Annotated in this window: 21 protein-coding genes; 2 read left to right on the forward strand and 19 right to left on the reverse strand. The window is 37.2% G+C overall.

What is annotated here, in order from left to right; translation table 11 throughout:
- Positions 1-12 precede the first annotated feature (12 nt).
- Complete coding sequence (locus DYE60_RS05940) at positions 13-792, reverse strand: inositol monophosphatase family protein (protein WP_115315712.1); 780 nt, start codon at positions 790-792, stop codon at positions 13-15.
- A 278-nt stretch (positions 793-1,070) separates the two neighbouring features.
- Here DYE60_RS05940 and mnmE point away from each other — a divergent pair, with 278 nt between their 5' ends.
- Together mnmE and DYE60_RS05950 are read left to right on the forward strand one after the other, a co-directional pair.
- Positions 1,071-2,429 (forward strand): tRNA uridine-5-carboxymethylaminomethyl(34) synthesis GTPase MnmE, encoded by a 1,359-nt coding sequence (gene mnmE / locus DYE60_RS05945; RefSeq protein WP_115315713.1) that lies wholly within the window; start codon positions 1,071-1,073, stop codon positions 2,427-2,429.
- 225 nt (positions 2,430-2,654) lie between these two features.
- Entirely contained in the window at positions 2,655-4,256 is a 1,602-nt protein-coding gene (locus DYE60_RS05950) for an ABC transporter substrate-binding protein (RefSeq protein WP_115315714.1), read from the forward strand.
- Positions 4,257-4,325: 69 nt separating this feature from the next.
- Here DYE60_RS05950 and lpdA read toward each other — a convergent pair whose 3' ends face one another.
- From lpdA to iscA, 18 genes are all read right to left on the reverse strand, one after another.
- Positions 4,326-5,750, reverse strand: a complete 1,425-nt coding sequence (gene lpdA / locus DYE60_RS05955) for a dihydrolipoyl dehydrogenase (RefSeq protein ID WP_115315715.1) — start codon at positions 5,748-5,750, stop codon at positions 4,326-4,328.
- Positions 5,751-5,865: 115 nt separating this feature from the next.
- On the reverse strand, positions 5,866-7,476 hold the full coding sequence (gene aceF / locus DYE60_RS05960; protein ID WP_115315716.1) for a pyruvate dehydrogenase complex dihydrolipoyllysine-residue acetyltransferase: 1,611 nt from the start codon (positions 7,474-7,476) through the stop codon (positions 5,866-5,868).
- 88 nt (positions 7,477-7,564) lie between these two features.
- Positions 7,565-10,219, reverse strand: coding sequence for a pyruvate dehydrogenase (acetyl-transferring), homodimeric type (gene aceE / locus DYE60_RS05965; RefSeq protein WP_115315717.1), 2,655 nt, complete (start codon positions 10,217-10,219; stop codon positions 7,565-7,567).
- 305 nt (positions 10,220-10,524) lie between these two features.
- Positions 10,525-11,472, reverse strand: coding sequence for a homoserine kinase (gene thrB / locus DYE60_RS05970; protein ID WP_115315718.1), 948 nt, complete (start codon positions 11,470-11,472; stop codon positions 10,525-10,527).
- An 11-nt stretch (positions 11,473-11,483) separates the two neighbouring features.
- A complete protein-coding gene (thrA, locus tag DYE60_RS05975) occupies positions 11,484-13,928 on the reverse strand; it encodes a bifunctional aspartate kinase/homoserine dehydrogenase I (protein ID WP_115315719.1) in 2,445 nt (814 codons plus the stop codon).
- A gap of 270 nt (positions 13,929-14,198) precedes the next feature.
- Complete coding sequence (locus tag DYE60_RS05980) at positions 14,199-15,662, reverse strand: TrkH family potassium uptake protein (protein WP_172460370.1); 1,464 nt, start codon at positions 15,660-15,662, stop codon at positions 14,199-14,201.
- Positions 15,663-15,691: 29 nt separating this feature from the next.
- Entirely contained in the window at positions 15,692-17,089 is a 1,398-nt protein-coding gene (locus tag DYE60_RS05985) for a Na+/H+ antiporter NhaC family protein (RefSeq protein ID WP_115315720.1), read from the reverse strand.
- Positions 17,090-17,230: 141 nt separating this feature from the next.
- Positions 17,231-18,736, reverse strand: coding sequence for a lysine--tRNA ligase (gene lysS / locus DYE60_RS05990; RefSeq protein WP_115315721.1), 1,506 nt, complete (start codon positions 18,734-18,736; stop codon positions 17,231-17,233).
- Positions 18,737-18,859: 123 nt separating this feature from the next.
- Positions 18,860-19,414, reverse strand: a complete 555-nt coding sequence (locus tag DYE60_RS05995; protein ID WP_115315722.1) for a YqiA/YcfP family alpha/beta fold hydrolase — start codon at positions 19,412-19,414, stop codon at positions 18,860-18,862.
- A 15-nt stretch (positions 19,415-19,429) separates the two neighbouring features.
- Positions 19,430-20,926: a fused MFS/spermidine synthase gene (locus DYE60_RS06000; RefSeq protein ID WP_115315723.1), complete on the reverse strand. Its 1,497-nt coding sequence runs from the start codon at positions 20,924-20,926 to the stop codon at positions 19,430-19,432.
- Positions 20,919-21,542 carry a fused MFS/spermidine synthase gene (locus tag DYE60_RS06005; protein ID WP_115315724.1) on the reverse strand — a complete coding sequence of 208 codons (624 nt, stop codon included), beginning with the start codon at positions 21,540-21,542 and terminating at the stop codon, positions 20,919-20,921. Before DYE60_RS06005 ends, DYE60_RS06000 begins: the two co-directional genes overlap by 8 nt.
- Positions 21,543-21,685: 143 nt before the next feature.
- Positions 21,686-21,886, reverse strand: a complete 201-nt coding sequence (gene iscX, locus DYE60_RS06010) for a Fe-S cluster assembly protein IscX (RefSeq protein WP_115315725.1) — start codon at positions 21,884-21,886, stop codon at positions 21,686-21,688.
- 9 nt (positions 21,887-21,895) lie between these two features.
- Complete coding sequence (gene fdx, locus DYE60_RS06015) at positions 21,896-22,237, reverse strand: ISC system 2Fe-2S type ferredoxin (RefSeq protein ID WP_115315726.1); 342 nt, start codon at positions 22,235-22,237, stop codon at positions 21,896-21,898.
- 15 nt (positions 22,238-22,252) lie between these two features.
- The gene (hscA, locus tag DYE60_RS06020) at positions 22,253-24,106 is read right to left on the reverse strand and encodes a Fe-S protein assembly chaperone HscA (protein ID WP_115315727.1); all 1,854 of its coding nucleotides are present in this window, start codon (positions 24,104-24,106) and stop codon (positions 22,253-22,255) included.
- Between the two features lie 64 nt (positions 24,107-24,170).
- The gene (locus DYE60_RS06025) at positions 24,171-24,848 is read right to left on the reverse strand and encodes a DUF2625 family protein (RefSeq protein ID WP_115315728.1); all 678 of its coding nucleotides are present in this window, start codon (positions 24,846-24,848) and stop codon (positions 24,171-24,173) included.
- A gap of 23 nt (positions 24,849-24,871) precedes the next feature.
- The gene (locus tag DYE60_RS06030; protein ID WP_115315729.1) at positions 24,872-25,915 is read right to left on the reverse strand and encodes a PDDEXK nuclease domain-containing protein; all 1,044 of its coding nucleotides are present in this window, start codon (positions 25,913-25,915) and stop codon (positions 24,872-24,874) included.
- A 25-nt stretch (positions 25,916-25,940) separates the two neighbouring features.
- Positions 25,941-26,462 (reverse strand): Fe-S protein assembly co-chaperone HscB, encoded by a 522-nt coding sequence (hscB, locus tag DYE60_RS06035; RefSeq protein WP_115315730.1) that lies wholly within the window; start codon positions 26,460-26,462, stop codon positions 25,941-25,943.
- Between the two features lie 38 nt (positions 26,463-26,500).
- The gene (iscA, locus tag DYE60_RS06040; protein ID WP_115315731.1) at positions 26,501-26,824 is read right to left on the reverse strand and encodes an iron-sulfur cluster assembly protein IscA; all 324 of its coding nucleotides are present in this window, start codon (positions 26,822-26,824) and stop codon (positions 26,501-26,503) included.
- Positions 26,825-26,904: the final 80 nt, after the last annotated feature.

Below are 26,904 nucleotides of genomic sequence, written 5' to 3' on the forward strand. Positions count from 1 at the left end.
GTTAATGATTTCTTATTTGTTGAATTTTTGATACAGCACATTTGAGGCTGTGGCTAAGATATAATTACCTTTGTGTAGTCCTTCTCCTTCTAAAAAATGATTTACCTTTCCTCCGGATTCTTCAATAAGCAGAATGCCCGCACATACGTCCCAAGCATTGATATGAGGTTCAAAATAGCCAATCAATCGTCCTGCTGCGACATAAGCTAACATCAATGCCCCTGAGCCATTACGAATAAACATTCCTCCATCTAGCAAGAGTTGATTTAAAACAGGCGTGAAGGTATCGGCTGATACTCGGTGAGATATTCCTAGCCCCATTAAGCCATCTTTTACAGAAATTGCATTCATAGTGTGGATTAGTTTTTGATTGAGAAATGCACCACCTCCACGACAAGCGTGAAAAAGCTCGTTGTGAACAGGATCGAAGATTACCCCCACCACAATTTCTTTATTATGTAATAATGCAATAGACACACACCAAGCGTGTAACCCATATAAAAAAGGATTCGTCCCATCTATTGGATCAACCACCCAACAGAATTCCGAATCCATCTCATCAGCCCCTGATTCCTCTCCTAAAAATCCATCATTTGGAAAAGAATGGTTAAGTGCTGATTTAATATGCTCTTCCACTTTTTTATCAGCGATACTGACTAAATCTAATTTTTCTCCTTTTTTACATTCAATCGTTAAATTTTCACGATTTAAATAATAATCTAGGGCGATTTTTCCCGCTTCTTTAATGAGTTTTTGAGAAAATAAATACCGTTGTTGAATTGAAATATTCATTCTGATACCTCTTTTATATGAGAAATAATTTTCTGATAAAACCAAGTCTAAATACGCTTTAATTTATATGGAAAATTACACCACAAGATAAAACATTTCAATCCACATTTATTTCTTTTGGAATGTTTGTTTCAAAAATAAGATATAGATCTCATTTTTAAATAGAACGTTTGAATACTCTAATTAAAACGCTTACACCTTCTTTTTAACTTACTTGATATTCTTTACTATCAAGGTATCATATCCCCTAACATTTTATTCACTAAATATAAACAACAATGAAAGAAACTATAGTTGCACAAGCAACCCCAATCGGTCGTGGTGGGGTTGGTATTTTACGTATTTCAGGACCTTTGGCTGAAACAGTAGCTCAGGAAGTGTTAGGGAAAACCCTTAAGCCTCGAATGGCAAATTATTTACCTTTTAAGGACATTGATGGTTCAACCATTGATCAAGGGATTGCATTATTTTTTAAAGCCCCCAATTCTTTTACTGGCGAAGATGTTCTTGAGTTACAAGGACACGGCGGGCAGATTATTTTAGATATTCTGTTAAAACGTATTTTACAAGTAAAAGGCTTACGTATTGCTCGTGCAGGGGAATTCTCTGAACAGGCCTTTTTAAATGATAAATTAGATTTGGCCCAAGCCGAAGCGATTGCCGATTTAATTGACGCTACCTCTGAACAAGCGGCTCGTAGTGCGTTAAAATCATTACAAGGCGAGTTTTCAAATAAAATTCATCAGCTTGTTGATGATGTAATTTATTTGCGTACCTATGTGGAAGCATCGATTGATTTTCCTGATGAAGAAATTGATTTTCTTGCGGACGGTAAAATTGAGAATAAACTTAACCAAATTATTGCCAGTTTAGACAATGTGCGTAAAGAAGCAAAGCAAGGTTCAATTATTCGTGAAGGAATGAAAGTCGTGATTGCAGGGCGTCCAAATGCAGGAAAATCAAGCTTATTGAATGCCCTTGCAGGACGAGATGCAGCGATTGTAACCAATATTGCAGGAACAACTCGCGATGTATTGCGTGAGCATATTCATATTGATGGAATGCCATTGCATATTATCGATACTGCAGGCTTACGAGATGCAAGTGATGAAGTGGAACGTATTGGGATTGAGCGTGCGTGGGGCGAAATCGAGCAAGCGGATCACGTTTTATTGATGATTGATAGCACTGAAAGTAGCACTGAAAATATTCAAACTGAATGGCAAGATTTTCTCACTCGTTTACCTGAAAATATTCCAGTAACGGTCATTCGCAATAAAGTGGATCTCTCTGGTGAAAAAGAAGGTTTTGAGAAATTAAACAACTTTGATTTAATCCGCCTTTCTGCCCAAACAAAAGTTGGGGTGGAGCTGTTACGTGAACATTTGAAACAATCAATGGGTTATCAAAGCTCAACGGAGGGAGGCTTTATTGCTCGCCGTCGCCATTTAGTTGCCCTTGAAAAAGCGGCGGAACATTTAGCCAATGGACATACGCAATTAACCGAATTTTATGCAGGCGAATTACTAGCAGAAGAGCTACGAATGACACAAAATGCGTTAAGTGAAATTACAGGTGAATTTACCTCTGATGATTTACTCGGTAATATTTTCAGTTCATTTTGTATCGGAAAATAAGCGGTTAAATTTTTTCTAAAATTTACCATTATATGTGAGAGTATTATTTAATTCTCTCACATTATTTTTAGATAATATCATTCTTATTTCTCATAACGCCTTTTTAAAATTATCTAAAAATTAGACTTTTACATATTTTTTACATAATATAGTACAGCTTGCTATCTATATAGCTTTCATTTAGCAACAATTTTCAATACTAATATTTAAACCTTAGGAGATCCTATGAAATTACGTACAAAATTTTCAATTATTACCACAACCTTTATGCTTGCAAGTGGTGTAGCACAAGCAGCTGGAAAAACATTTTTTTACTGTACGGATAAAGCACCAAAAGGGTTTAGTCCAATATTAGTCATTGATGGTAAAACCTATAATGCAAGTTCACAGCAAGTGTATAACCGTTTAGTCGAATTTAAGCGTGGTAGCACAGATATTGAACCCGCATTGGCGGAGAGCTGGGATATTAGCAATGATGGTTTGACTTATACTTTTCATTTACGCCCAAATGTAAAATTCCATTCAAGCAAACAATTTAAACCAACTCGCAATTTTAATGCGGATGATGTTGTTTTCTCTTTTAACCGTATGTTAGATGAAAACCACCCATTCCATAATGTGTCCAATGGTGTATATCCTTACTTTAAAGGTATGGGATTTCATAAACTGTTAAAATCAGTAAAAAAACTTGATGATAACACCGTTGAAATAAAACTAACCAAGCCTGATGCGACTTTCTTAGCCAGCTTAGGAATGGATTTTACTTCAATTCATTCTGCGGAATATGCTGATAATATGATGAAAGAAGGAAAACCAGAAACGATTGATAAATTACCTATCGGTACTGGGCCATTTGTTTTTGCAGGGTATAAAAAAGATCAAAAAATTCGTTATTTTGCTAATAAAGACTATTGGAATGGTAAACCTGATATTGACACATTGATCATTGATATCGTACCTGATGCGACAACACGCTATGCAAAATTGATCAAAAGTAAATGCGATATGATCGAGTTTCCAAATCAAAATGACATTCCTGAAATGGAAAAAAATCCAAATATCCAGATGCTAAGATATAAAGGAATGAATGTTTCTTATATCGCTTTTAACAGCGAAAGCCCAATTATGGCTAATCCAAAAGTACGTGAAGCCTTAAATGATGCAGTTGATAGAAAAGCAATTATTGATATTGTGTATAATGGTTTTGCTGTTTCAGCTAAAAACCCATTAGCACCAACAGTTTGGGGATATAATGATGACATCAAACCTTATCATCAAGATATCGAAAAAGCGAAAAAATTATTGGCGGAAGCTGGTTATCCAAATGGCTTTACAATGAAAGTGTTAATGAACGATCAGAAAAAAGGTTCATCATTGCCAGAGCCAGGTAAGTTAGCTACATTGATCAAATCTGATTGGGAAAAAATCGGTGTAAAAGTAGAGCTAATCAATGAAGTATTAGATTATAGAAAACGTGCGAGACAAGGTAATTTTGATGCAGTCATTGCTGGTTGGTCTGGAGATAATGGTGATCCTGATAACTTCTTATCACCACTACTTGGCTGTGATAGTATTGGAATCAGTAACTATGGACGTTTCTGTAATAAAGAATTTGATGATTTATTAGCACAAGCTAAAATATCATCTGATAAAGCACAAAGAACAGAGCTTTATAAAAAAGCACAACAAATTGTGCGAAAAGAAATGCCTTGGGTAACAGTGGCTCACTCAACTCTTGTTGTTCCACTCAGCAAACGCGTAGCAAACTATAAAAGTAGCCCATTTGGCTATGTTTATTTACACGGCACAAAGCTAGAAGATAAATAAAAAATCTAATCCATAAAAAATGCCCTATTAAATAGGGCATTTTTATTATCTTTTATTAAGTATCAAAACTTATTTTTTCTTCGCTTTTGGATTTGGAAGATCGGTAATTGATCCTTCAAATACTTCTGCCGCTAAACCAACTGATTCGTGTAAGGTTGGGTGAGCGTGAATAGTTAATGCAAGATCTTCAGCGTCACACGCCATTTCAATCGCAAGACCGATTTCACCTAATAATTCACCACCGTTAGAACCCACAATCGCACCACCAAGTACTTTGTGTGTATCTTTATCAAAGATCAGTTTTGTCATACCTTCTGAACATTCAGAAGCAATCGCACGACCTGATGCTGCCCAAGGGAATTTAGCCACTTCAAAGTTTAAGCCTTCTTGACGACATTCTTTCTCTGTTTTACCAACCCAAGCCACTTCTGGTTCAGTATAAGCGATTGAAGGAATAACCTTAGGATCAAAATAGTGTTTTTTCCCTGCAATGACTTCTGCTGCAACATGACCTTCGTGAACACCTTTGTGTGCTAACATTGGTTGTCCTACGATATCACCGATTGCAAAAATGTGTGGCACGTTAGTACGCATTTGTTTATCCACATTGATGAAACCACGCTCATCAACGGCAACGCCTGCTTTACCCGCTTCAATCAATTTACCATTTGGGGTACGACCGATTGCAACTAACACCGCATCATAACGTTTAGTATCGTTACACGCTTTACCTTCCATTGTTACATAGATACCATCATCTTTTGCTTCAACAGCCATTACTTTAGTTTCAAGCATTAACTTGAATTTTTTCTCAACCTGTTTAGTATAAATTTGAACAATATCTTTATCTGCCGCTGGGATCACTTGATCGAACATTTCAACCACTTCAACTTCTGAACCTAATGATTGATAAACCGTTCCCATCTCTAAACCGATGATACCACCACCCATAATCAATAAGCGTTTTGGTACTTCTTTTAATTTAAGGGCGTCAGTTGAATCCCAAACACGTGGATCTTCGTGTGGAATAAATGGTAATTGAATAGGACGAGAGCCCGCTGCAATAATTGCGTTATCAAATTTAACAGTTGTTGCATTACCTTTACGGTCACGTGCCACGATGGTATGTGGATCAACGAAAGACGCTAAACCTTCAACAATCGTCACTTTACGTGCTTTTGCCATTCCCGCAAGTCCACCTGTTAATTTAGACACAACCGCTTCTTTACCTTCACGCACTTTGTCTAAATCGATTTTTGGCTCACCGAAGTAGATACCATTATGTTCTGCATGTTTTGCTTCTTCAATAACTTTTGCAACGTGAAGTAATGCTTTTGAAGGGATACAACCCACGTTTAAGCACACACCACCTAATGTTGAATAACGTTCAACAATGACTGTTTCTAAGCCTAAGTCCGCACAACGAAACGCAGCTGAATATCCAGCTGGTCCTGCACCTAGAACCACGACTTGTGTTTTAATTTCTTTACCCATTTTAACCTCTTTATGTTTAGGTTTAAGCGGTCATATTTTTGGTTAAATTTGCAAATTCTTCTGCAAAAATGACCGCTTATGTCTTATTTGTTACTTATTTTTTCACATCGCTTTCTTACATCGCTAAACGACGAAGATCCGCTAATACGCTACTTAAATATGTGATAAATCTTGCACCATCAGCACCGTCAATCACTCTGTGATCGTAAGATAATGATAATGGTAACATTAAACGAGCGTCAAAGTCTTTACCGTTCCAAACTGGTGTCATTTCAGATTTAGACACACCTAAAATAGCCACTTCTGGTGCATTTACGATTGGAGTAAAGTGCGTACCACCGATTCCACCTAATGATGAAATTGTGAAACAGCCACCTTGCATATCTGACGCGGTTAATTTACCTTCACGTGCTTTTTTAGACACTTCTGCGATTTCACGAGAAAGTTCTAAAATGCCTTTTTTGTTTACATTTTTAAATACAGGTACGACTAAGCCGTTTGGCGTATCTACTGCGATACCGATATTCACGTATTTTTTCAAGGTTAAACGCTGACCGTCTTCTGACAATGAGCTATTGAAACGTGGGAATTGCTCTAAGGCTTTTGCTGCTGCTTTCATAATGAAAACAAGTGGCGTGATTTTCACGTCTTGTTTGGTTTTTTGTAAGTAAGCATTTTGCTCTTTACGGAATTCTTCAAGGGTTGTGATATCCGCTTTATCCCATTGTGTTACGTGTGGGATCATTACCCAGTTACGGTGTAAGTTTGCCCCTGAGATTTTTTGGATACGACCTAATTCAACTTCTTCGGTTTCCCCAAATTTGCTGAAATCAACTTTTGGCCAAGGTAATAAACCTAAACCAGAACCGTCTGCTACGCCGTTGCCTGCTTTACCTGACGCTTTGTTTTCAAATACTTGAACCGCATTTTTAACGTAAGCTTGTAAATCTTCTTTCACGATACGGTTTTTACGACCTGTACCTTTAATATTATCTAAGTTTACGCCAAATTCACGTGCTAAACGACGAATCACAGGTGTTGCGTGAGCAAAGCTTGCACTTGCTTCTACTTTATCTTGGCTTAAACCAGATTCATTTTTCGCAGAAGAGGCTGCTGGTGCAGGTGCTGCTTCTTGTTTTGGTGCTTCTACTGGTGCCGCTTGTGGTTGAGCAGGTGCTTCCGCTGCTGCTGGAGCAGAGGTTTCAAAACGCATTACTAATTTACCCGTAGAAACCATATCGCCTTCTGCGATTAAAATTTCTTTTACCACGCCCGCCATTGGAGCAGGGACTTCCATTGATGCTTTGTCGCCTTCAACGTTTAAGATTGATTGATCTTCTTCTACGCTATCGCCAACTTTAACCATAATTTCAGTTACGGTTACTTCATCACCACCAATATCAGGCACGTTTACATCAACGACTGCTGACGCTGTTGCCACTGGTGCTGCTGTTTCTGCTTTTGGCTCTTCTGCTACTGGTGCAGGCGCTGCGTCAGCTGATTCCAATACTAACATTGGTGTGCCAGTCGTTACTGCGTCGCCTTCTTTTACAAGAATTTCTTTTACCACGCCCGCTTCTGGTGCTGGTACTTCCATTGACGCTTTATCACCTTCAACGTTAATTACAGACTGATCTACTTCGATAGTATCGCCCACTTTTACCATAATTTCAGTTACGGTAACTTCATCACCACCGATATCTGGGATTTGAATTTCTTTTGCCATTTTTGTATTCCTTAAAATTATAAGCGGTAGGATTTTGATAAAAATTTGCAAATTTATTCACAAATCTTACCGCTTGTTACACTATAAATTATGCGTAAAATGGATTTGCTTTTTCAGCATCAATACCAAATTTAGCAATCGCTTCTGCTACTACTTTCTTCTCGATAGTACCTTGTTTTGCAAGCTCAGTTAAAGCTGCAACAACAACATAGTGAGCGTCAACTTCAAAGTGATCACGTAAGTTTTCACGGCTGTCTGAACGACCAAAACCGTCTGTACCTAATACGTGGTAGCTTGATGCTGGAATGTATGCACGTACTTGCTCAGCAAAGAGTTTCATATAGTCAGTTGCTGCCACTGCTGGTGCGTCATTCATTACTTGTGCAATGTAAGGTACTTGTGCTTCTGCTTCTGGGTGTAATAAGTTCCAACGAGCTACATCGTTACCTTCACGAGCAACTTCTGTGAATGATGGTACGCTATATACATCAGAAGAAATGCCATAGTCATTTGCAAGAATTTGTGCCGCTTGACGTACGTGACGGAAAATTGCACCAGAACCTAATAACTGAACTTTCGCTTTGCCTTTCGCTTCAACGGTTTCAAATTTATAGATACCTTTACGGATACCTTCTTCTGCACCTTCTGGCATTGCTGGTTGATCGTAAGTTTCGTTTAAGGTTGTGATGTAGTAGAACACGTCTTCTTGATCACCATACATACGTTTTAAACCGTCTTGCATAATTACTGCAACTTCGTAAACATAAGCAGGATCGTAAGAGACACAGTTAGGAATCGTTAATGATTGAATATGGCTGTGACCATCTTCGTGTTGTAAACCTTCACCGTTTAATGTTGTACGACCAGAAGTACCACCAATCATAAAGCCGCGTGCACGTTGGTCACCCGCTGCCCACATCATATCGCCCACACGTTGGAAACCAAACATTGAGTAATAGATGAAGAATGGGATCATTGGTACGTTGTTGGTTGAGTATGAAGTCGCTGCTGCTAACCAAGATGCTGTTGCACCTAACTCATTGATACCTTCTTGTAACACTTGACCATCTGTTGCTTCTTTATAGTAAGCCACTTGCTCACGATCCGATGGAGTATAGTTTTGACCTTTAGGGTTATAAATACCCACTTGACGGAATAAACCTTCCATACCGAAAGTACGTGCTTCGTCCGCTAAGATAGGAACGATATTTTTACCGATACCTTTATCTTTTAATAAGGTGTTTAAGAAACGAACAAACGCCATAGTCGTTGAAATTGGACGTTTTTGCTCTTCTAATAACGGTGCAAATTCTTCTAATGAAGGAATGTTAAACTCAGTGGTAAATTTAGGTAAACGCGTTGGTACATAACCTTTTAAGTTTTGACGTTGTTTGTGAAGATATTCGTATTCCGCTGAACCTTCTTCAAATTTCACATAAGGATAGTTTGCAATCTCTTCATCTTTAACTGGAAGATCGAAGTAATCACGGAATGAACGTAAGCTGTGCTCAGACATTTTCTTCGTTTGGTGAGCAACGTTTTTACTTTGTGCTTCATCAATCTTATAACCTTTGATGGTTTGCACTAATAATACTGCTGGTTTACCTGCTGTTTGTGCTTTGTGGTAAGCCGCATACATTTTCAGTGAATCGTGTCCACCACGGGTTAAATGCCAGATTTCATCGTCTGTCATATCAGCCACTAATGCCGCAGTTTCAGGGTAACGACCGAAGAAATGCTCACGCACATACGCACCGTCTTTTGATTTGAATGTTAAGTAATCGCCATCAACGACTTCCATCATTAACTGAGTCAGTTTACCAGACGTATCTTTTTCGAATAATTTATCCCAACGTCTGCTCCACATTACTTTGATAACTTCCCAGCCAGCACCACTGAATAAGCCTTCTAATTCTTGAACGATTTTACCGTTACCGTTTACTGGACCATCTAAACGTTGTAAGTTACAGTTTACAACAAAGATTAAGTTATCTAAGCCTTCACGACCTGCAAGGGTTAATGCACCTTTTGATTCGATTTCATCCATCTCACCATCACCAAGATACGCATATACTTTTTGCTCTGTGGTATCTTTTAAGCCACGGTTGTGTAAGTATTTTAAGAAACGTGCTTGATAGATTGCATTTACAGGACCTAATCCCATAGAAACCGTTGGGAACTGCCAGAATTCTGGTAATAATTTAGGGTGTGGATATGAAGATAAACCTTTACCGCCGACTTCTTGACGGAAGTTATTCATTTGCTCTTCTGTTAAACGACCTTCAACAAACGCACGAGCATAGATACCTGGTGCAGAGTGACCTTGGAAGAAGACTAAATCGCCACCGTCTTTTTCATTTCTTGCTCGGAAAAAGTGGTTAAATGCAACTTCATAGATTGTTGTCGCTGCTTGGTAAGAAGAAATATGTCCACCTAATTCAAGATCTTTTTTACCTGCTTTTAACACCATCATAATCGCATTCCAACGGATTGCACTGCTGATACGGCGTTCAAGTTCTAAATCACCTGGATAAGTTGGCTCATCTTCTACTCTAATTGTATTTACATAATCTGTTGTGCAACCAGATGCTACGGCAACACCATTTTCACGTGCTTGATTGATCACTTGCTCAATAATAAATTGTGCACGTTCCGCACCTTCTGCTTTCACTAATGAATTAACTGCGAGTAACCAATCATTTGTTTCAATTGGATCTACGTCATTTTTGATATTTTCTGACATACTTTATTCCTATGTTTTATTGAATTACAACCAAATAACAATTTTTTAACAAAAATAATTTATTTGACTAAATTTAAGACAGAGACAAGCCTATATTGAATATAATTTACTTGATATACCCTTATCATCTATCTAGGTTTGATAAGCTATCTGATTGATATTAAACAACTATTTCAAATATTAAAAAATTGTTTAAATTGTACAGATAAATTTGCAAAACAAGATAACAAAAACAAGGGGATTTGTCTATCAATCCAAGTATTTTAATCAACTAATTAACGCCGCAATTACCCCTTAATTACTTACTACCCTAATTCTCTCGCCCCAACCTTATCCACCTTACAAATATGCACAAAACCAGAGTCATTTTGTAAATAATTATTTTCAAGATAACTGGATAATTTATTCGCAGTGTCAAAATCTGGTGCAATGGCGTACATCGTTGGACCTGAACCTGAAATGCCCACCGATAATGCCCCTTGTGATTTACACTGTTGCTTGATCTCAGCAAAGTTAGGCAATAATTTTTCACGGTAAGGTTCAGCAATCACATCTTTCATCATCGCAGTCGCTAATTTTTCCTGTTTGGTGTGGCAAGCGTGAATAAAACTCCCTAAATAACGAGCTTGTGCCACAATATCAGCACGAGAATAGCTCTCTGGTAAAATAGCTCGGGCTTTGGCTGTTGAAACCTTGATTCCCGGATAAGCTAACACCCAATACCAATTTTCAAAGAAAGGTAAAGGCTGGCAAATTTCCCCCTGATTCTCAACCATTAACTGTAAGCCACCTAAATAGCTTGGAGCGACATTATCATAATGAACACCACCAGAAACTCGCCCTTCTAACTGCCCCATCATCGCTAACAATTCCATTTTACTAAACGGATTTTGATGAAATTGATTCAGTGCAACCAATGCTGCCACAATCGAACAGGCACTTGATCCTAATCCGGATCCTATCGGCATATTTTTTTCTAAGGTTAAACGTAATTTTTTTACTTTTCCGCCACGTAATTTTAGGTTTTCACTAAACAATACATAAGCCTGATAAACAATATTTTTTTCTTTTTCTCGTGGTAATTTTTTAACAAATCGTCCGACACTTTCTAATTCAAAAGCCGTTTTACAATCATCAATTTCAACCACATCGCCTAACAATGAACCATCTATTGGTGAGATTGCTGCCCCTAAGGAATCAAATCCTACGCTGATATTCGCACTGGTTGCTGGTGCATAAATTCGTAATGCCATTTATTTTCTCCTTATCTCAATGTACGCAAAATATCTGCAAAAATCCCTGCCGCAGTCACATCATTCCCTGCACCATAACCACGCAACAGCAAAGGAATTGGCGAATAATAGTGAGTATAAAACGCAAGGGCATTTTCGCCATTTTTTACTTTATATAATGGATCATCGCCGTCCACTGCCTTAATTGATACCTTACATTTTCCATTATCAATTGATCCAACATAGCGTAACACCTTCTGGCAAGCGGTCGCTTTTTCAACACTTTTTGCAAATTCTTGATCTAAGCTTGGTAATAATGCTAAAAATTCTGCGGTACTTTTTCCCTCAGCAAAACCTCGTGGTAACACGCTTTCCACTTCAATATCTGAAAGCTCTAAGGGTAAACCAATTTCACGGGCTAAAATTAACAATTTACGTGCCACGTCTTCGCCTGAGAGATCATCTCGTGGATCTGGCTCGGTAAAGCCTTTTTGTTTAGCAAGCAATGTCGCCTCTGAAAGCGTCAAACCCTCTTCCAATAAACCAAAAATAAAAGAGAGTGAGCCTGATAAAATCCCTTCAAAACATTCCACTTCATCGCCCGCAGCGAGTAGATTTTGCAAGTTCTCAATGACAGGTAAACCTGCCCCAACGTTGGTTTCATAAAGGAATTTATGATGGCTACGACGTGCATTTTCTCGTAATTCTTGGTAATAGGCGTAATCTGATGTATTCGCTTTTTTATTCGGTGTGACCACGTGAAAACCTTCTTTTAAAGCCATCGCATACCAACTTGCCACTACTGGCGATGTGGTACAATCAACCAACACAGGATTAACAATATGGTGCTGTTTTACAAATGCGTTTAAAGTGTCAAAATCCGATGAAAGCGTTGAATTCATTAGGCGTTCTTTCCAGTTGGCTAAGTCAATTCCCCCTTTATCCAAAACAACTTTTGTGGAATTTGCCAACGCACACACATTGATTTCAATATCTTTATTTGCCAAATAAGCTCGCTGATTTTTAATTTGTTCAATCAGATTCGCCCCCACGCCCCCAACACCGAATAGGCAAAGGTTAATCACTTTTTTATTGCTAAATAAAATTTGGTGGGTTGCTCGCACACCATCAATCGCTTTTTCTAATGGCACAACCGCTGAAATAGAACGCTCCGATGAACCCTGTGCAATCGCCACAATGCTAATATTAACTTGTGCTAAGGCTGAAAAGAAACGAGCAGCCAAACCTTGTGTTGCCTGCATTCCATCGCCTACTACTGACACAATAGACAAGCGATTGATTACTTCAATTGGGTCTAATAAATGTTGTGATAATTCTTGTTCAAATTCACGATTTAACACAGATAACGCTTTCTCAGCATATTTTTCCAATACGCAAAAACTAATGCTATATTCCGAAGATGACTGAGTAATTAAAATAATAGAAATTCCTGCGTCAGACATTGTCGAAAAAACTCGAGCCGCCATTCCGACCATACCTTGCATTCCAGAGCCAGACACGTTAAACATCGCCACATTATCAAGGTTAGAAATTCCTTTAACCATCACATTATCATTAGAGGGATGATTGCCGATAGAAGTCCCTTTTGCCTCAGGATTCGCCGTATTTTTAATGACACAAGGGATATTTTGCGTAACCAAAGGCGAAATTGTTCTTGGGTGGATTACTTTTGCCCCAAAATACGCCAGCTCCATTGCCTCTTGATAACTCATTGTTTCTAAGCAGATTGCGTCAGGAACTAAACGAGGATCACAAGTATAAACGCCATCAACATCTGTCCAAATTTCACAGCGTTCTGCTTTCAAACACGCCGCTAAACAAGCCGCTGAATAATCCGATCCATTACGCCCGAGCAACACCAATTCACCTTGCTCATTTCCTGCGGTAAAGCCCGCCATTAACACAAGATTTTTCTCAGGAATTGACTCACTGCTCATTCGTTTTATGGACTCGGCAATATCCACCGAAGATTCTAAATAATCCCCTTTTGCAAGCAATTTTTCCACAGGATCAATCTTCGTTACACCATAGCCTTTTGCCTCAAACCACGCTTTCATCATTGCGATAGATAGTTTTTCACCACGACAATGCACCGTTGCACTTACTTTATCTTCACAATATCCTGTTTTTATAATCTCATTAGCGACACCTTGAATTTGAGCTAGCTCTGAATTGATTAAATCAAGTAAGCCATCACGATCCACCTTTGGATTGACTTGATATAAACCCTCAATAATCGCGGTAAAAATGCCACTTAGCTCCGTAAAACAAGCGGTCATATTTTCTCGACTTTTTGCATTTTCTATAATCGCCACCAAATGATTGGTCACTTTGGCAGGTGCGGATAATACGACCGCCGCTTGATCTTCTAAATGTGCTTTTTCAATAATATCGGCAGCTTGAATAAATCGCTCGGCATTTGCCAACGAAGTGCCTCCAAATTTAAGAACTCGCATAATTTTTCCCTCTAATTTTAATAAATTTGTAAATTCTGATACAAAAAAACCCGCTTATAAGCGGGTTCTCTTTTTAACTCTGATTGTTTATTCCTTTATTTCAAATACAACCACCCGCACTATGTTTCCATAATGGTCGTGGTGGTGGTCATAATTGCAATAAATTTGTTCATTTTAAAATTCTGTAATAAAGTTAAGTTCGTTTAAGAATGAAACAAAGTCATAATTTTGTCAATAGTCTTTTGTTAAAAATTTTTCGTTATTTTCTAATTAAGTTTTCCAAAAAGCTGGGGTGAAAATCACTAATAATGAAAAGAATTCTAAACGTCCTGCAATCATTGCAAAAATAAAAACATATTTTGCACTATCTGGTGTATCAGCAAATCCCAAGCTTGTTAAGCCTACACCTGGACCCGCATTTGTTACTGTTGCCCAAACACCACCTAGTGCATCAAAAGCATTCATTCCACATAACATTGCAGCAAAAGTACAGCCAAAAAAGACTAATACAAACACAATAAAAAATGCCCAAATACTTTCAATAATACGAATTGGTAATGCTGTTTTTTCTAGTTTAATGGAATTCACTAAATTAGGATGCACTAACTGTTTTAATTCTCGTTTTACCTGTAACCATAAAACTAATACTCGAATAGCTTTTAAGCCCCCAGAAGTCGAGCCAGCACAGCCCCCAACTGAGGCAGCAAAAAGCAATAATATACCTAAAAATGGCGAGAGGTCATTAAAATCAAATACCGTAAAACCTGCGGTCATTGACATTGATACCAATTGTAATGCACCAACTTCAAACGCTTTTGCCAATGAGTAATCAGATATTGTTAAATATAAGCCAAGCGAAAATAGTGTGATAAAAAAGAGTTGTGATAACACAAAAAAGCGGAACTCTGGATCTCTAAAATAGATTTTCGAAATTTTTCCTTTTCGCCAATTCATTACAGCTAAAATATGTAATGAGAAGTTACAGCCTGCAATAAGCATAAATACTGTTGCGATAATATGAATCGCTGGACTCTTGAAAAAGCCCATATTCGCATCGTGGGTTGAAAAACCACCATTAGAAATCGTTGAGAAACTATGCCCTATTGCATCAAAAACTGACATTCCAGCAATCCAATAAGATAATGCACAAGCTAAAATCATACAGGAATAAAGTAGCCATAATAATTTTGCAATTTCTGCAATACGTGGCAGAATTTTTTGATCTTTCATCGGACCTGATGATTCCGCTTTATAGAGTTGCGTTCCCCCAACACCTAATAAAGGAATAACGGCAACCGCTAAAACGATAATCCCCATACCGCCAACAAATTGAGTAAACTGGCGATGGAATAATATCGCTTTTGGCAAAGCGTCTAGCCCAGACATTACTGTGGCCCCAGTGGTCGTTAGAGCTGAAAATGCTTCAAACAGAATATCAGCGGTACTCATATTCAAACTATTCGCAAAAAATAGCGGTAACGCTGCGATGATTCCTAATACAAACCAAAAAGCAACAACGATTAAGAAACCTTCTCGGGAACGCAGTTCATCCTTATGAGCTCGACAGCTCCACCAAAGTAGAAATCCTACAGCGATACTAATAAAAAATGATTTTACGAAAGTTGTCCCTTCGCCATCGCCATAAATCAATGCCACAAGGGCTGGTGCTAGCATAGTGAGTGAGAAACACATCACTAAGATTCCCATAATTCTGATGATTGAACGTAAATGCACTGCGTTCCCTTCTTAATTAAAAAATAAAATTACTGTTTACTTGGGATAACCAACGTAATCAACACGCTTAAATAACAGAAAAATGCAAAAGGTAAGTAATCAATTACACTTACATTTAACTGGTTTGCGATAAACACACCACATACACTCCAAGGAACAAGTGGGTTAACCACCGTTCCTGCGTCTTCTAAGGTACGAGATAAATGCTTACGCTCTAAACCTAAACGGTCATAAATTGGTTTAAAGGTTTCCCCTGAAAGTAGAATACTAAGGTATTGTTCCCCAATTAACACATTCACGCCAACACTTGTCATTGCAACTGCAACAGTGGCACGTAAACGACTATTTAGCCAATTTGCGATTTCTTTTAATAGACGAGGAATAACACCTAATGCGAATAATAACCCCCCCATACTCACGGCTAAAAGCACGATTGTTAGAGTGAAGAACATACTTTGCAATCCACCACGACTAAGCATTCGGACTAAGTCAGGATTCCATTCTGAATTCGGCACAAAGCCAGCAAAAAAGTAAGTGCCGTACTGCGAGAAATCGTTATAACCTAAAAATTGTGCAATTATAACAGCTAATAATGAGGTGTAAATCATCGCCATTACCGCCGAAACACGCATTATCGCTAAGCAAACCAACAAAACGAAAGGCAGTAAAGAGACCAAATGCACTAAATTGGTATCCAGCAATGCTTGTCTGAATGTTTCAATTCGTTCAACATTGCCAACATCATTATGATTAAAAGCAGAGAAGCCAATATAAATCACACAGCATAAAATCAATGCAGGTACAGTTGTACGCAACATATTTTTAATATGATCAAAAAGATCAATTTCTACTGTTGCGGCTGAAATCGTGGTCGTATCTGAAAGTGGCGACATTTTATCACCTAAAAATGCACCTGAGACAATCGCCCCAGCAGTAATCACTGCATTTGCATCAAAAGCTTCGCCAATCCCCATAAATGCCACACCTAATGTTGCGACGGTTGTTAAACTACTTCCTAATGAAATACCAATAATCCCTGTAATTAAGAAAACTGACACATAAAAATAGTTAGCACTCATCAATAGTGTACCGTAGTAAATTAAGCTCGGAATTGCACCGCTTATCAATAATGAGGTCACTAAAATACCAATGAAAAAGAATAAATATAAAGCACCGACGCTAGACATTAAAGAATCTGCCATCGCCTGTTGCATTTTTTTATAAGAGATACCTTTTACGCGTCCATAAATCAATAAACAAAGCATTACAAAGGCGATCCCAATATGCGGAGCCCAGCCTGTACCTATAATTAAAAAAGATAATAATGCGACAGTTATCCCAGAGACAATACTTGCCTCTAAAAATGAAGGCTGATGTAAAAAATCTTGCCCCTCTGACTCTTGAAGAACGTTTTGTTGTTGTGTCATAAATAATTCCTTATTTTTATTATATAGTTATAAACCATTCTCGGCTTAATTAAAGACCGAGTATTGTTTATAAACCAAAAAATCCTTCTATACAATAGGGTATAAAAGGATTTTTATCATCTTATAAAAAATAGTGAGCAATTATGCTTTTTGACGCATTGCTGGGAATAAAATTACATCACGAATTGATGGTGCATTTGCAAAAATCATTGCTAAACGGTCAATTCCTAAGCCCTCTCCCGCTGTTGGTGGTAAACCGTGTTCTAATGCAACCACGAAGTCATCATCATAGAACATCGCTTCATCATCACCTGCTTCTTTTGCTGCGACTTGATCTTTGAAACGTTGTGCTTGATCTTCTGCATCATTTAATTCTGAGAAACCATTACCAATTTCACGTCCACCAATAAATAATTCAAAACGATCCGTTACTTCTGGATTTTCATCATTACGACGTGCTAACGGTGAAATTTCCGCTGGGTGTGACGTTAAGAATGTTGGTTGAATCAATTTATGCTCAGCCACTTCTTCAAAAATTGCATTCACCACTGAGCCTAAGCCCCAAGATTTTTGAATTTCAATGCCTAAACCTTTCGCGATTTCACAGGTTTTCTCAAAATTATCTAAATCTGAACGCTCAATACCATTACCATATTTTACAATTGCATCGTGCATTGAAATACGTTCGAATGGTTTACCAAAATCAAAGGTATATTCGCCGTAAGGAACGGTTGTTGTACCTAAAATATTGATTGCTAAACGGCGTAATAATTCTTCGGTGTTATCCATTAAATCAATGTAATCCGCATACGCTTGATAGTATTCGATCATTGTAAATTCTGGATTGTGACGAACTGAAACCCCTTCGTTACGGAAGTTACGGTTTAATTCAAACACACGCTCAAAACCACCAACTACAAGGCGTTTTAAGTATAATTCAGGTGCAATACGTAAATACATATCCACATCTAACGCATTATGGTGCGTAATAAATGGACGTGCAGCCGCACCACCTGGAATCACTTGTAACATTGGGGTTTCCACTTCAATAAAGTCTTTTTCTAAGAAATATTGACGGATTTCGCTAATTACTTTTGAACGAATTAAGAAGGTATTACGAGAATGCTCGTTTGAAATTAAGTCTAAATAACGTTGACGGTAGCGAGTTTCTTGATCACTTAAACCGTGGAATTTTTCAGGAAGTGGACGTAATGCTTTGGTTAAAAGTTGAACTTCACGGCAACGAACCGTTAATTCGCCTGTTTTGGTTTTAAATAACTCACCTTTAACCCCAACGATATCGCCAAGATCCCACAATTTTACTTTGTCGTTATACTCGCCTTCTGGCAAATTATCACGTGCAATATAGAGTTGGATTTGTCCGCTCACATCTTGAATGGTCACAAAAGATGCTTTACCCATCACACGACGTAACATAATGCGTCCAGCTACTTTTACTTCAACGTTTTGCTCTTTTAATGATTCACCATCAATTTCAGCATAAGTACCTTGTAGATCTTTAGCTAAATTTTCACGACGGAAAGTGTTTGGAAAGGCATTTCCTTGCTCACGAATGTGATTTAATTTTTCACGACGTGCCAGCATTTCGCCGTTTAGATCTAATTCTTGATTTTGTTGTTCAGACATTTTTATCCCTTCAAATTACAATGTATAAAATTACGAAAGATTATACTTTACTTTCAAGAAAATTGATATTTCAAAATAAACATAAGCGGTTAAATTTTATTAAAAATTTGCAAATTTTAAAATTTAAAACTGATCGATAAAAGATAATAGTTGCTCAAAGCGGCTAAAACGATGATCGCCACCATTAAATATCATCTGATTGCAATCCTTATAAAGATCTAACGCTAGCCTATAATCTAACACCTCATCACCTTTTTCAATCATCAACAATAAATTATCTGGATGTTTGATCATCTGAACATCCATCGCTTTTAACGCATTAACATCTTGTTGTGTAAAAGAAATGTTTTCATCACAATGCCACGCTTTATGCACGCCAATTTTATCTTTTAGTAATAAGTGAGGTGTCACCGCAGGATTGATTGCTACGGCTTTTAAATTAAATTCTTCACTTAAAATAGTCGCATAAAATCCACCGAGCGAACTTCCAACTAATTTCAACGGTTGCTTACAATTTATAATCAACGCTCTTAATTGTTGTATCGCCTTTTCAGGATTCGGCGATAAATCAGGGCAAAGCCATTCGTCTGCTCGCCCCTGTTGTTGCAACCATTGTTTTAAGTATTGAGCCTTCGATGATTGCGATGAAGATAAAAATCCGTGAATATATAAAAACATTTTAATTTATGTCTCTTAATGACCTTTTTGAGATAAAAAGCCATACTTATACTCAGTAATCATATTTTTATCAGTGATCACTTCCAAAGGTCGATTTAGTTTTGAAAAATTGATTTTTTCATAGCCTACAAAAGGTGCTTCAAACATTCGTTTTATACCAATATTCAGCTTTTCTTCAGTTGGGAAAATAAGTTCACCATTACGCCATTTCATATTTTTAAAACGTTGATAAACTTGCTCTTTACTAAAACTTAGAATTGATTTTAGTGAGGCAAGTGCCATATTCTTATATTGATAAACATAAGGAAAGACCTGTTTTGCCGTGTAATAGGCATCTAATGCTTCGGTCGTATTATAAAGCAAGAAACCATTGTTATTTAAGTGGGATTTTGCCAATGTTAAAAACTCACGGCTCAGTAAGTTTGAACTGTAATTTCGCCAGTGCCAAGTCGTATTCATTAAAATAAAATCAAACTTGCTCTCTTTATGACGATTTAGCCAACGTCGCCCATCATCTGCAATAATTTCAACACGCGGATCTTGTAGTAATTTTTCCATTTCAGGATAAAATTGAGCAAATTTTGTATATGCAGGATTTAATTCTACCACCGTGATCTTTTCTAAATTTGGCATTGCCGTTAACACTTCAACCCAAGATCCCGTAGAAAGCCCAATGACTAAAATATTTTTAAGATCAGGGGCAATAACTGGAACAAGATAAGCACGATCAATCATATTAGAATTATTGATTAAATCTACATTTAGTTTGCCATCATATACATTATTGCCAAATACCGCATGTTCTTTTTTATCATCTTGATACACTTGAATAAAGCCATGTTTATTTTCAATTAGTGTTTCTAATTCCATTGATGGACGTGTTGCTAAAGTAGTAATTAGCTTCTCTGGCATCATAAAAATACCACTTAATACGGCTAAACTCACTAATCCAGCAGAAAATTTTAACCCTTTATGATCAACACAAAATACAGCAATCACAAAAGTCACGACAATCACAGAAAAATAAGTTTGCTGAGTTGAAAAAATATCAAGTAAATAAAAACCTATCAATACCGGTGCAATAGTACAGCCTAATACATTTGCAAAATACACGTTAGAAATAGCTGCACCGCTTTTCACTTTTTCAGTACCTAAATGATGCACGATAGGAAATACAATTCCTCTAACCGATGCACAAATTAAAATACAAACCAGCAACAACGCTATATGATTATAAGAAGAGCTAATCACGCTAAAAATAGCGAGTAAATCACATATTCCAGCAAGTAAAAATAATTTTCCTATCGTGTTGATAGATGCTCTTCCCTTTTGGCAAATTCCTTTTCCAATAAATGAACCTAAAGCTATGCCAATAAGAAAAATAGCAAGCGTGAGTGAAAATGCTTGAGGAATTGAAAGTGCAGAAAAACTAAAAATTCGGATATAAAGCACTTCTACACTCAAACTTAAAAAACCGCCTAAAAATGACAGCAACATCGCTTTCTTAGTCATTTTTTTTCTCCTTTTTACTAAAACCGCCTAACACTGTCATCGCAACAATAAAATTGATTCCGCCTGCAATATAAATCACTTGATCAAGAGTATACATATCAAATAATACAAAGCCTGTCATAAAACACGCGAATGCAGCACCTAGTGTATTTGTAAAATATAACCAACCAATATTTTCACCAATGTTATTGATGAATTGTTGTAAATAGGTCGTTAACAGCGGTAAAGTGCTTCCCATTAGAAAAGTAGGAAAAAGAAGAAGTAAGAAATTAACGAAAGCGATGGTTGAGGTGCTACTATAAAGAAAGGTTTGTTGAATAAACTCAATTAAGAAAGGACTCAATATACCAAAACTACCAATTCCCACTTTCGTAATTGCAAAAAAGACGAGCAAGCTACTCACGCCTAATCTAAACAATAAAATATCTGCTATTCGTCCACCAAAATATGCACCAATACCTAATCCAGCCATAAATACGCTGATAATAATTGTTATAGATTCAAGATCAACGCCAAATGCAGTAAAAAGCATTCTTTGCCATATAATTTGATAAATTAAGGCCGAAAAGCCCGAGAGAAAAAAGACAACTTTTAAAATAAAATGTGACGAACGCATTGTTTTCCTTAATATAAAAAATCCAAAACAGGGCGAATTTTACCAAAAAACAAATAGGATACAACCAGATTCTTTAATAAAAATAACCGCTCATAAATAAATATAAGCGGTCATTTTTTTCTTAAAATTTACAAATTTTGTAATTACTCGTATTCATCAAGCCATTTTAACAAAATTGCTTCGAGAATTTTCTCATTCGATTTTTGTGGGTCATCATCAAATCCCTCTAACTCACAGATCCAGCGGTGCATATCCGTAAAACGCACGGTTTTTGGATCTAAATCAGGATCACGATCATAAAGCTCAATGGCGATATCTTGGGTATCTTGCCACGTTAATTTCATTATTTTTTCTTAGTGATCGGCTTCTTTGGCGTGGTTTAATGTATATTTTGGAATTTCGACCACTAAATCTTCATCGCCCACGATACATTGACAACCTAAACGGCTATCCATTTCTAAGCCCCACGCTTTATCTAGCATATCTTCTTCAAGATCGCTGGCCTCATTTAACGAGTCAAAACCTTCACGAATAATCACGTGGCAAGTGGTACAAGCACAGGATTTTTCACAAGCGTGATCCACTTCAATATGTTTATCTAACATTAAATTTAGTAAGTTATCGCCCTCTTTCGCGTCAATTACATCACCCTCAGGGCAAAGTTCATCGTGGGGTAACACTATTATTTTTGGCATTTTCTTTCCTTTATATTATTCAACTTCACTAACAGATTTTCCTGTTAATGCTTTATTCACAGACGCATTCATTCTTCGTGCAGCAAATTCTTGCGTTGCTAAATCTACTTTTTTAATTCCCTGAGCGATCAAACTACGATCCTCACCTTTTTTAATTTCAATCAATTCGGCTAATACCTGTTCAATTTGATGAAATTCTGCTTCACTTAACAGTTCTGCACCGTCTGCTTTTAATGCGTTAATCACGCTTTCAATCACACGATCCGCCTCTACTCGCTGTTCCGCTAATTCACGCGCCGTAATGTCTTGCTTAGCATTCTCAAAAGACGATTTGATCATTTGTGTAATTTCATCATCGCTTAATCCATAAGACGGTTTAATTTGAATAGACGCTTGCACTTTGGTAGATTTTTCCATTGCGGTTACACTTAACAATCCATCAGCGTCCACTTGGTAAGTTACACGAATATGTGCTGCACCGGCTACCATCGGTGGAATGCCTCGTAGTGTAAAACGCCCTAATGAACGGCAATCGGCGACTAACTCACGTTCGCCTTGCACCACGTGAACCGTCATTGCGGTTTGTCCATCTTTAAAGGTGGTAAATTCTTGGGCTTTTGCCACAGGAATAGTGGTATTGCGTGGAATAATTTTTTCCACCAATCCGCCCATTGTTTCAATACCCAGTGAAAGTGGCACAACATCAAGCAATAGCATATCCGAATCAGGTTTATTCCCAACCAAAATATCCGCTTGAATAGCCGCACCAAGTGCCACGACTTTATCAGGATCAATGGAGGTTAGCGGTGTTTTTCCAAAAAATTCGCCCACTTTTTCACGTATATAAGGCACACGAGTTGAACCGCCCACCATTACGACTTGTTGCACTTCATCATTAGAAATTTGAGCATCTTTTAACGCACGACGACAGGTCATCAAAGAGCGTTTTACAAGCGGTGTAATTAGATCAGAAAATTGCAATTTTGATAATTCACCTTGCCACGCTTTCCAACTAACCGTTACCCTTTCTTGCTCGCTTAATGCAATTTTGATTTGGGTTGCAAGGATTAATAAATCACGTTGCTCAGTGTTATTTTGTGGTGCAAACTGCGATTGTTCCACGATCCAATTTGCAATAAGATGATCGAAATCATCGCCACCTAATGCGGTATCGCCGCCTGTTGCTAGTACTTCAAATACGCCACGAGATAAACGTAAAATCGAAATATCAAAAGTACCACCGCCAAGATCGTAAACCGCAATCACACCTTCTTGACCGCTATCCAAACCATAAGCAATCGCCGCTGCTGTTGGTTCATTTAACAGACGTAATACATTTAAGCCCGCTAAACGAGCCGCGTCTTTGGTGCTTTGACGTTGTGCATCATCAAAATAGGCTGGCACAGTAATTACCACACCTGATAATTCGCCCGCTAAACGCTGTTCAGCAATATGATTAAGACGACTTAAAATATCACTTGAAATCTCAACAGGGCTTTTGTTGCCTTGACGAGTGTGTAATAACGGCAAGCCATTTTCGCTTTCTGTAAACTGATAAGGTAATTTAGGGTAACGTTGCTGAATATCACTCAGACTACGCCCAATCAAACGTTTCACAGAAATCACCGTATTTTGCGGATCAACGCTCGCTTGTGCGAAAGCTTCGTGTCCCACCGATTTCTGTTCATCAGCATAATGCACGATAGACGGAATTAACGCTCGCTCTTGTTCGTCGTTTAAAATGGTCGCTTGCCCACTGCGTACACTTGCCACCAACGAATTTGTTGTGCCTAAATCAATCCCCACTGCCAGCTTTGCTTGGTGTGGTTCAACACTTTGACCCGGTTCTGCAATTTGTAATAATGCCATTATTTTCTCTAATCTTTTCTATATTTATTTTTTATGGGCGTATGCAATACACCCCTACAATTTTCTAGCTAACGGAATACGCTCCGCCAAATTTATCGTCTATTTTAAAGGTTGCTTGGTAATGACGTTCAATCGGTACAACCTGTGAATGACGTTGATTATCCGTTTTAACAGATAATTCAGGGCTAAAAATTAGCACTTGATTACCACTTAACTCGCCCACTTGCTGTTGCCAATTATCCCAAAATAGCCCTTGATAAAAACTATCTAAATCCGCATTTAACGCCCAACCTAAAAATTCTGAGTAACCTAAATTTAAGTCTTTCCATTGTTCTGTTACTGGCGAATAATAATGAATTTTACCCAACCCACCAGACAAACCGCCAGAATTTAATGCAAAATAACCACCAATTACGTCATCAGCCACTAATAAATAACTCGGCTTTTCTCCTGATTCCGCAAAGGTTTTGCCATAATTCCATTCTGTTAAGCCACGATCCATTTTTTTTGATCCTGAACCCAACAAACGCAACCAGCCATTTTTAACTAAAATGCCACCTGTTTCAAAAATAACAGCACCCAATGGTGTACCAATATTTAGTTGCAAGGTTAATAATTCTTGTGCTGCTCGCTCATCATCTTTTTCTAAAATTTCAAAACTATTTCTTGTCTGAGCAAACCACGTTTCCAAAATATCCCACGCAGGTTTCGGCACGTTAATTAGCTGTTCTAAATCTTGCATTTTAATCCCCCCAATGTATAAAGTTATAATTCTATATCTTCAATTTTCGGTAAACTACTTTTTAATTTATTCTCTAAATATTCACTGATTTCATATTCTGCGACACCTATTGGCTGATCAATTCGGTTTAAAGAATACTCAGCAACAATATTATCTTTATCCTTACAAATCAAAATACCAATAGTTTCATTATCATAGTCTGTTTTTATTTGCTTATTAACCGCTGTAATATAAAAATTTAATTTGCCTGCAAATTCTGGCTTAAACTTCTCTGTTTTAAGCTCGACAACAACATAACAATGTAATTTTACGTGATAAAAAAGTAAATCAATATAAAAATCACTTTCTCCCACTTTTAAATGTACTTGTTTACCAATATAAGAAAAACCAGCACCAAGCTCTAATAAAAATTCAGTAATCTGGCTGGTTAAAGCATTTTCTAATTCTTTTTCGTTATGATGTTCTGACAAAGTCAAAAAATCAAAATTATAAGGATCTTTTAGGGTTTGCTTGGCTAAATCTGATTGAATCTCTGGTAATCTATTATCAAAGTTAGTAATTGCTTTACCATTTCTAACATATAAATTACTTTCAATTTGGTGTTCTAAAACAGATCTACTCCACCCATTATCAATCGTCTTTTGCACATAAAACAAGGCTTCCGCCACTGTTTGGCATTTATACATTATTCTTTGGTTATGTCCCCAAGGAATACTTTTTACCAAGTTTTTTACTTTTTCTAATTCGCTTACAGCTTGTAAGCCAATTAAATATTCGCTATAAAAAGAGAACCAATAACGAATACTTCTTAAATTTTGCTCTGAAAATCCTTTCATATCAGGAAATTCTTTTTTCAAATCATTAGAAAGTTCTTTTAAAAAAGCCTCTCCCCATTTATATTCTTGCTGTTTTTTAACAATGAGTTCGCCTAACTCCCAGTACAAATGAAGTAGTTCATAATTAACACTTATTGCTGCTTTGAGTTGTGAATGTTTAATTTTATTTTTTATTTCAACAATAAAATTTTTATATTCACTATCTGCCACACTTAAAAGTTGTTTTTTCATTTTGCTACTCCCTTGCTGATTTCACTTACAATTCAAAAATACTCTCTTCTACTCTCTCAATTTCGACATTTAATTTTTTGATAAAACGTAATTTATCGCATAATGCTTTGGCGTGTTGCCATTGTTCGTTAGCTAAGGTTTCACTTAATTGATTTAAAATTTCTTTATTTTGTTGTTCAATCTCAGTTGTGAAAGCGGTCAGATTTTCTTCATTTTTTGCAATTTCGATCTGTTCTAAGGTTTCACGCCATTGCATTTGTTGCATTAAAAATTCGATGTCATTATTGCTTTTTTGTTCGATATTTTCTGCTTTTCCTGTGGCAATTTCGATGATCGCCTCTGCTCGCAAAATCGGATCTTTTAGGGTTTGCAATGCGTCATTCAGTTGTGCTGATTTTTGCATTGCTTGACGTTGTTCCTGAGCCGTACCCGTTGCAAAATTATCTGGGTGTAACGCTTTTTGTAAGGCGAGATAATTTGCGGATAATTTTGCATTATCGATCTCAAATTTAACCGCTAGATCAAAGAGTTCAAAAGGATTATTCATTATTTTTCCTAATTGTTACGCTAAACTATACACAAAAACTATACGTAGAAACTTTCGCCACAGCCGCATTCATCTTTGACATTTGGGTTAGTGTATTTGAAACCTTCGTTTAAGCCTTCTTTCACGTAGTCAAGCTGTGTGCCTTCTAGGTGAATTAAACTTTTGGGATCGACAATAATTTTGATCCCGTGTTGTTCAAACACGTGATCTTCTTCATTTAATTCATCAACAAATTCCAACACATAAGCTAAACCTGAACAGCCTGAGGTTTTAATCCCTAAGCGTAATCCAATACCTTTACCACGTTTGTCTAAAAATAATTTTACTCTGTTCGCTGCGGTTTCTGTTAATGTGATACCCATTGTCGTTCCTTTAAATTTTCTTTATTTTTGCTGATTTTAATTACCAAACAAGCGGTAGAATTTTGCAAAAAATTTACAAA

It is taken from the genome of Phocoenobacter uteri, assembly GCF_900454895.1.
Taxonomy (GTDB): domain Bacteria; phylum Pseudomonadota; class Gammaproteobacteria; order Enterobacterales; family Pasteurellaceae; genus Phocoenobacter; species Phocoenobacter uteri.

Bases quoted from the DNA above. Each gene is read 5' to 3' on its own strand.
- DYE60_RS06025 (WP_115315728.1), bottom strand. From the start codon at position 24,848: ATGCAAGATTTAGAACAGCTAATTAACGTGCCGAAACCTGCGTGGGAT.
- DYE60_RS05940 (WP_115315712.1), bottom strand. From the start codon at position 792: ATGAATATTTCAATTCAACAACGGTATTTATTTTCTCAAAAACTCATT.
- mnmE (WP_115315713.1), top strand. From the start codon at position 1,071: ATGAAAGAAACTATAGTTGCACAAGCAACCCCAATCGGTCGTGGTGGG.
- iscX (WP_115315725.1), bottom strand. From the start codon at position 21,886: ATGAAATTAACGTGGCAAGATACCCAAGATATCGCCATTGAGCTTTAT.
- fdx (WP_115315726.1), bottom strand. From the start codon at position 22,237: ATGCCAAAAATAATAGTGTTACCCCACGATGAACTTTGCCCTGAGGGT.
- aceF (WP_115315716.1), bottom strand. From the start codon at position 7,476: ATGGCAAAAGAAATTCAAATCCCAGATATCGGTGGTGATGAAGTTACC.
- DYE60_RS06000 (WP_115315723.1), bottom strand. From the start codon at position 20,926: ATGACTAAGAAAGCGATGTTGCTGTCATTTTTAGGCGGTTTTTTAAGT.
- DYE60_RS05950 (WP_115315714.1), top strand. From the start codon at position 2,655: ATGAAATTACGTACAAAATTTTCAATTATTACCACAACCTTTATGCTT.
- thrB (WP_115315718.1), bottom strand. From the start codon at position 11,472: ATGGCATTACGAATTTATGCACCAGCAACCAGTGCGAATATCAGCGTA.
- hscB (WP_115315730.1), bottom strand. From the start codon at position 26,462: ATGAATAATCCTTTTGAACTCTTTGATCTAGCGGTTAAATTTGAGATC.
- DYE60_RS05995 (WP_115315722.1), bottom strand. From the start codon at position 19,414: ATGTTTTTATATATTCACGGATTTTTATCTTCATCGCAATCATCGAAG.
- DYE60_RS06005 (WP_115315724.1), bottom strand. From the start codon at position 21,542: ATGCGTTCGTCACATTTTATTTTAAAAGTTGTCTTTTTTCTCTCGGGC.
- DYE60_RS05985 (WP_115315720.1), bottom strand. From the start codon at position 17,089: ATGACACAACAACAAAACGTTCTTCAAGAGTCAGAGGGGCAAGATTTT.
- aceE (WP_115315717.1), bottom strand. From the start codon at position 10,219: ATGTCAGAAAATATCAAAAATGACGTAGATCCAATTGAAACAAATGAT.
- DYE60_RS06030 (WP_115315729.1), bottom strand. From the start codon at position 25,915: ATGAAAAAACAACTTTTAAGTGTGGCAGATAGTGAATATAAAAATTTT.
- iscA (WP_115315731.1), bottom strand. From the start codon at position 26,824: ATGGGTATCACATTAACAGAAACCGCAGCGAACAGAGTAAAATTATTT.
- lpdA (WP_115315715.1), bottom strand. From the start codon at position 5,750: ATGGGTAAAGAAATTAAAACACAAGTCGTGGTTCTAGGTGCAGGACCA.
- hscA (WP_115315727.1), bottom strand. From the start codon at position 24,106: ATGGCATTATTACAAATTGCAGAACCGGGTCAAAGTGTTGAACCACAC.
- thrA (WP_115315719.1), bottom strand. From the start codon at position 13,928: ATGCGAGTTCTTAAATTTGGAGGCACTTCGTTGGCAAATGCCGAGCGA.
- lysS (WP_115315721.1), bottom strand. From the start codon at position 18,736: ATGTCTGAACAACAAAATCAAGAATTAGATCTAAACGGCGAAATGCTG.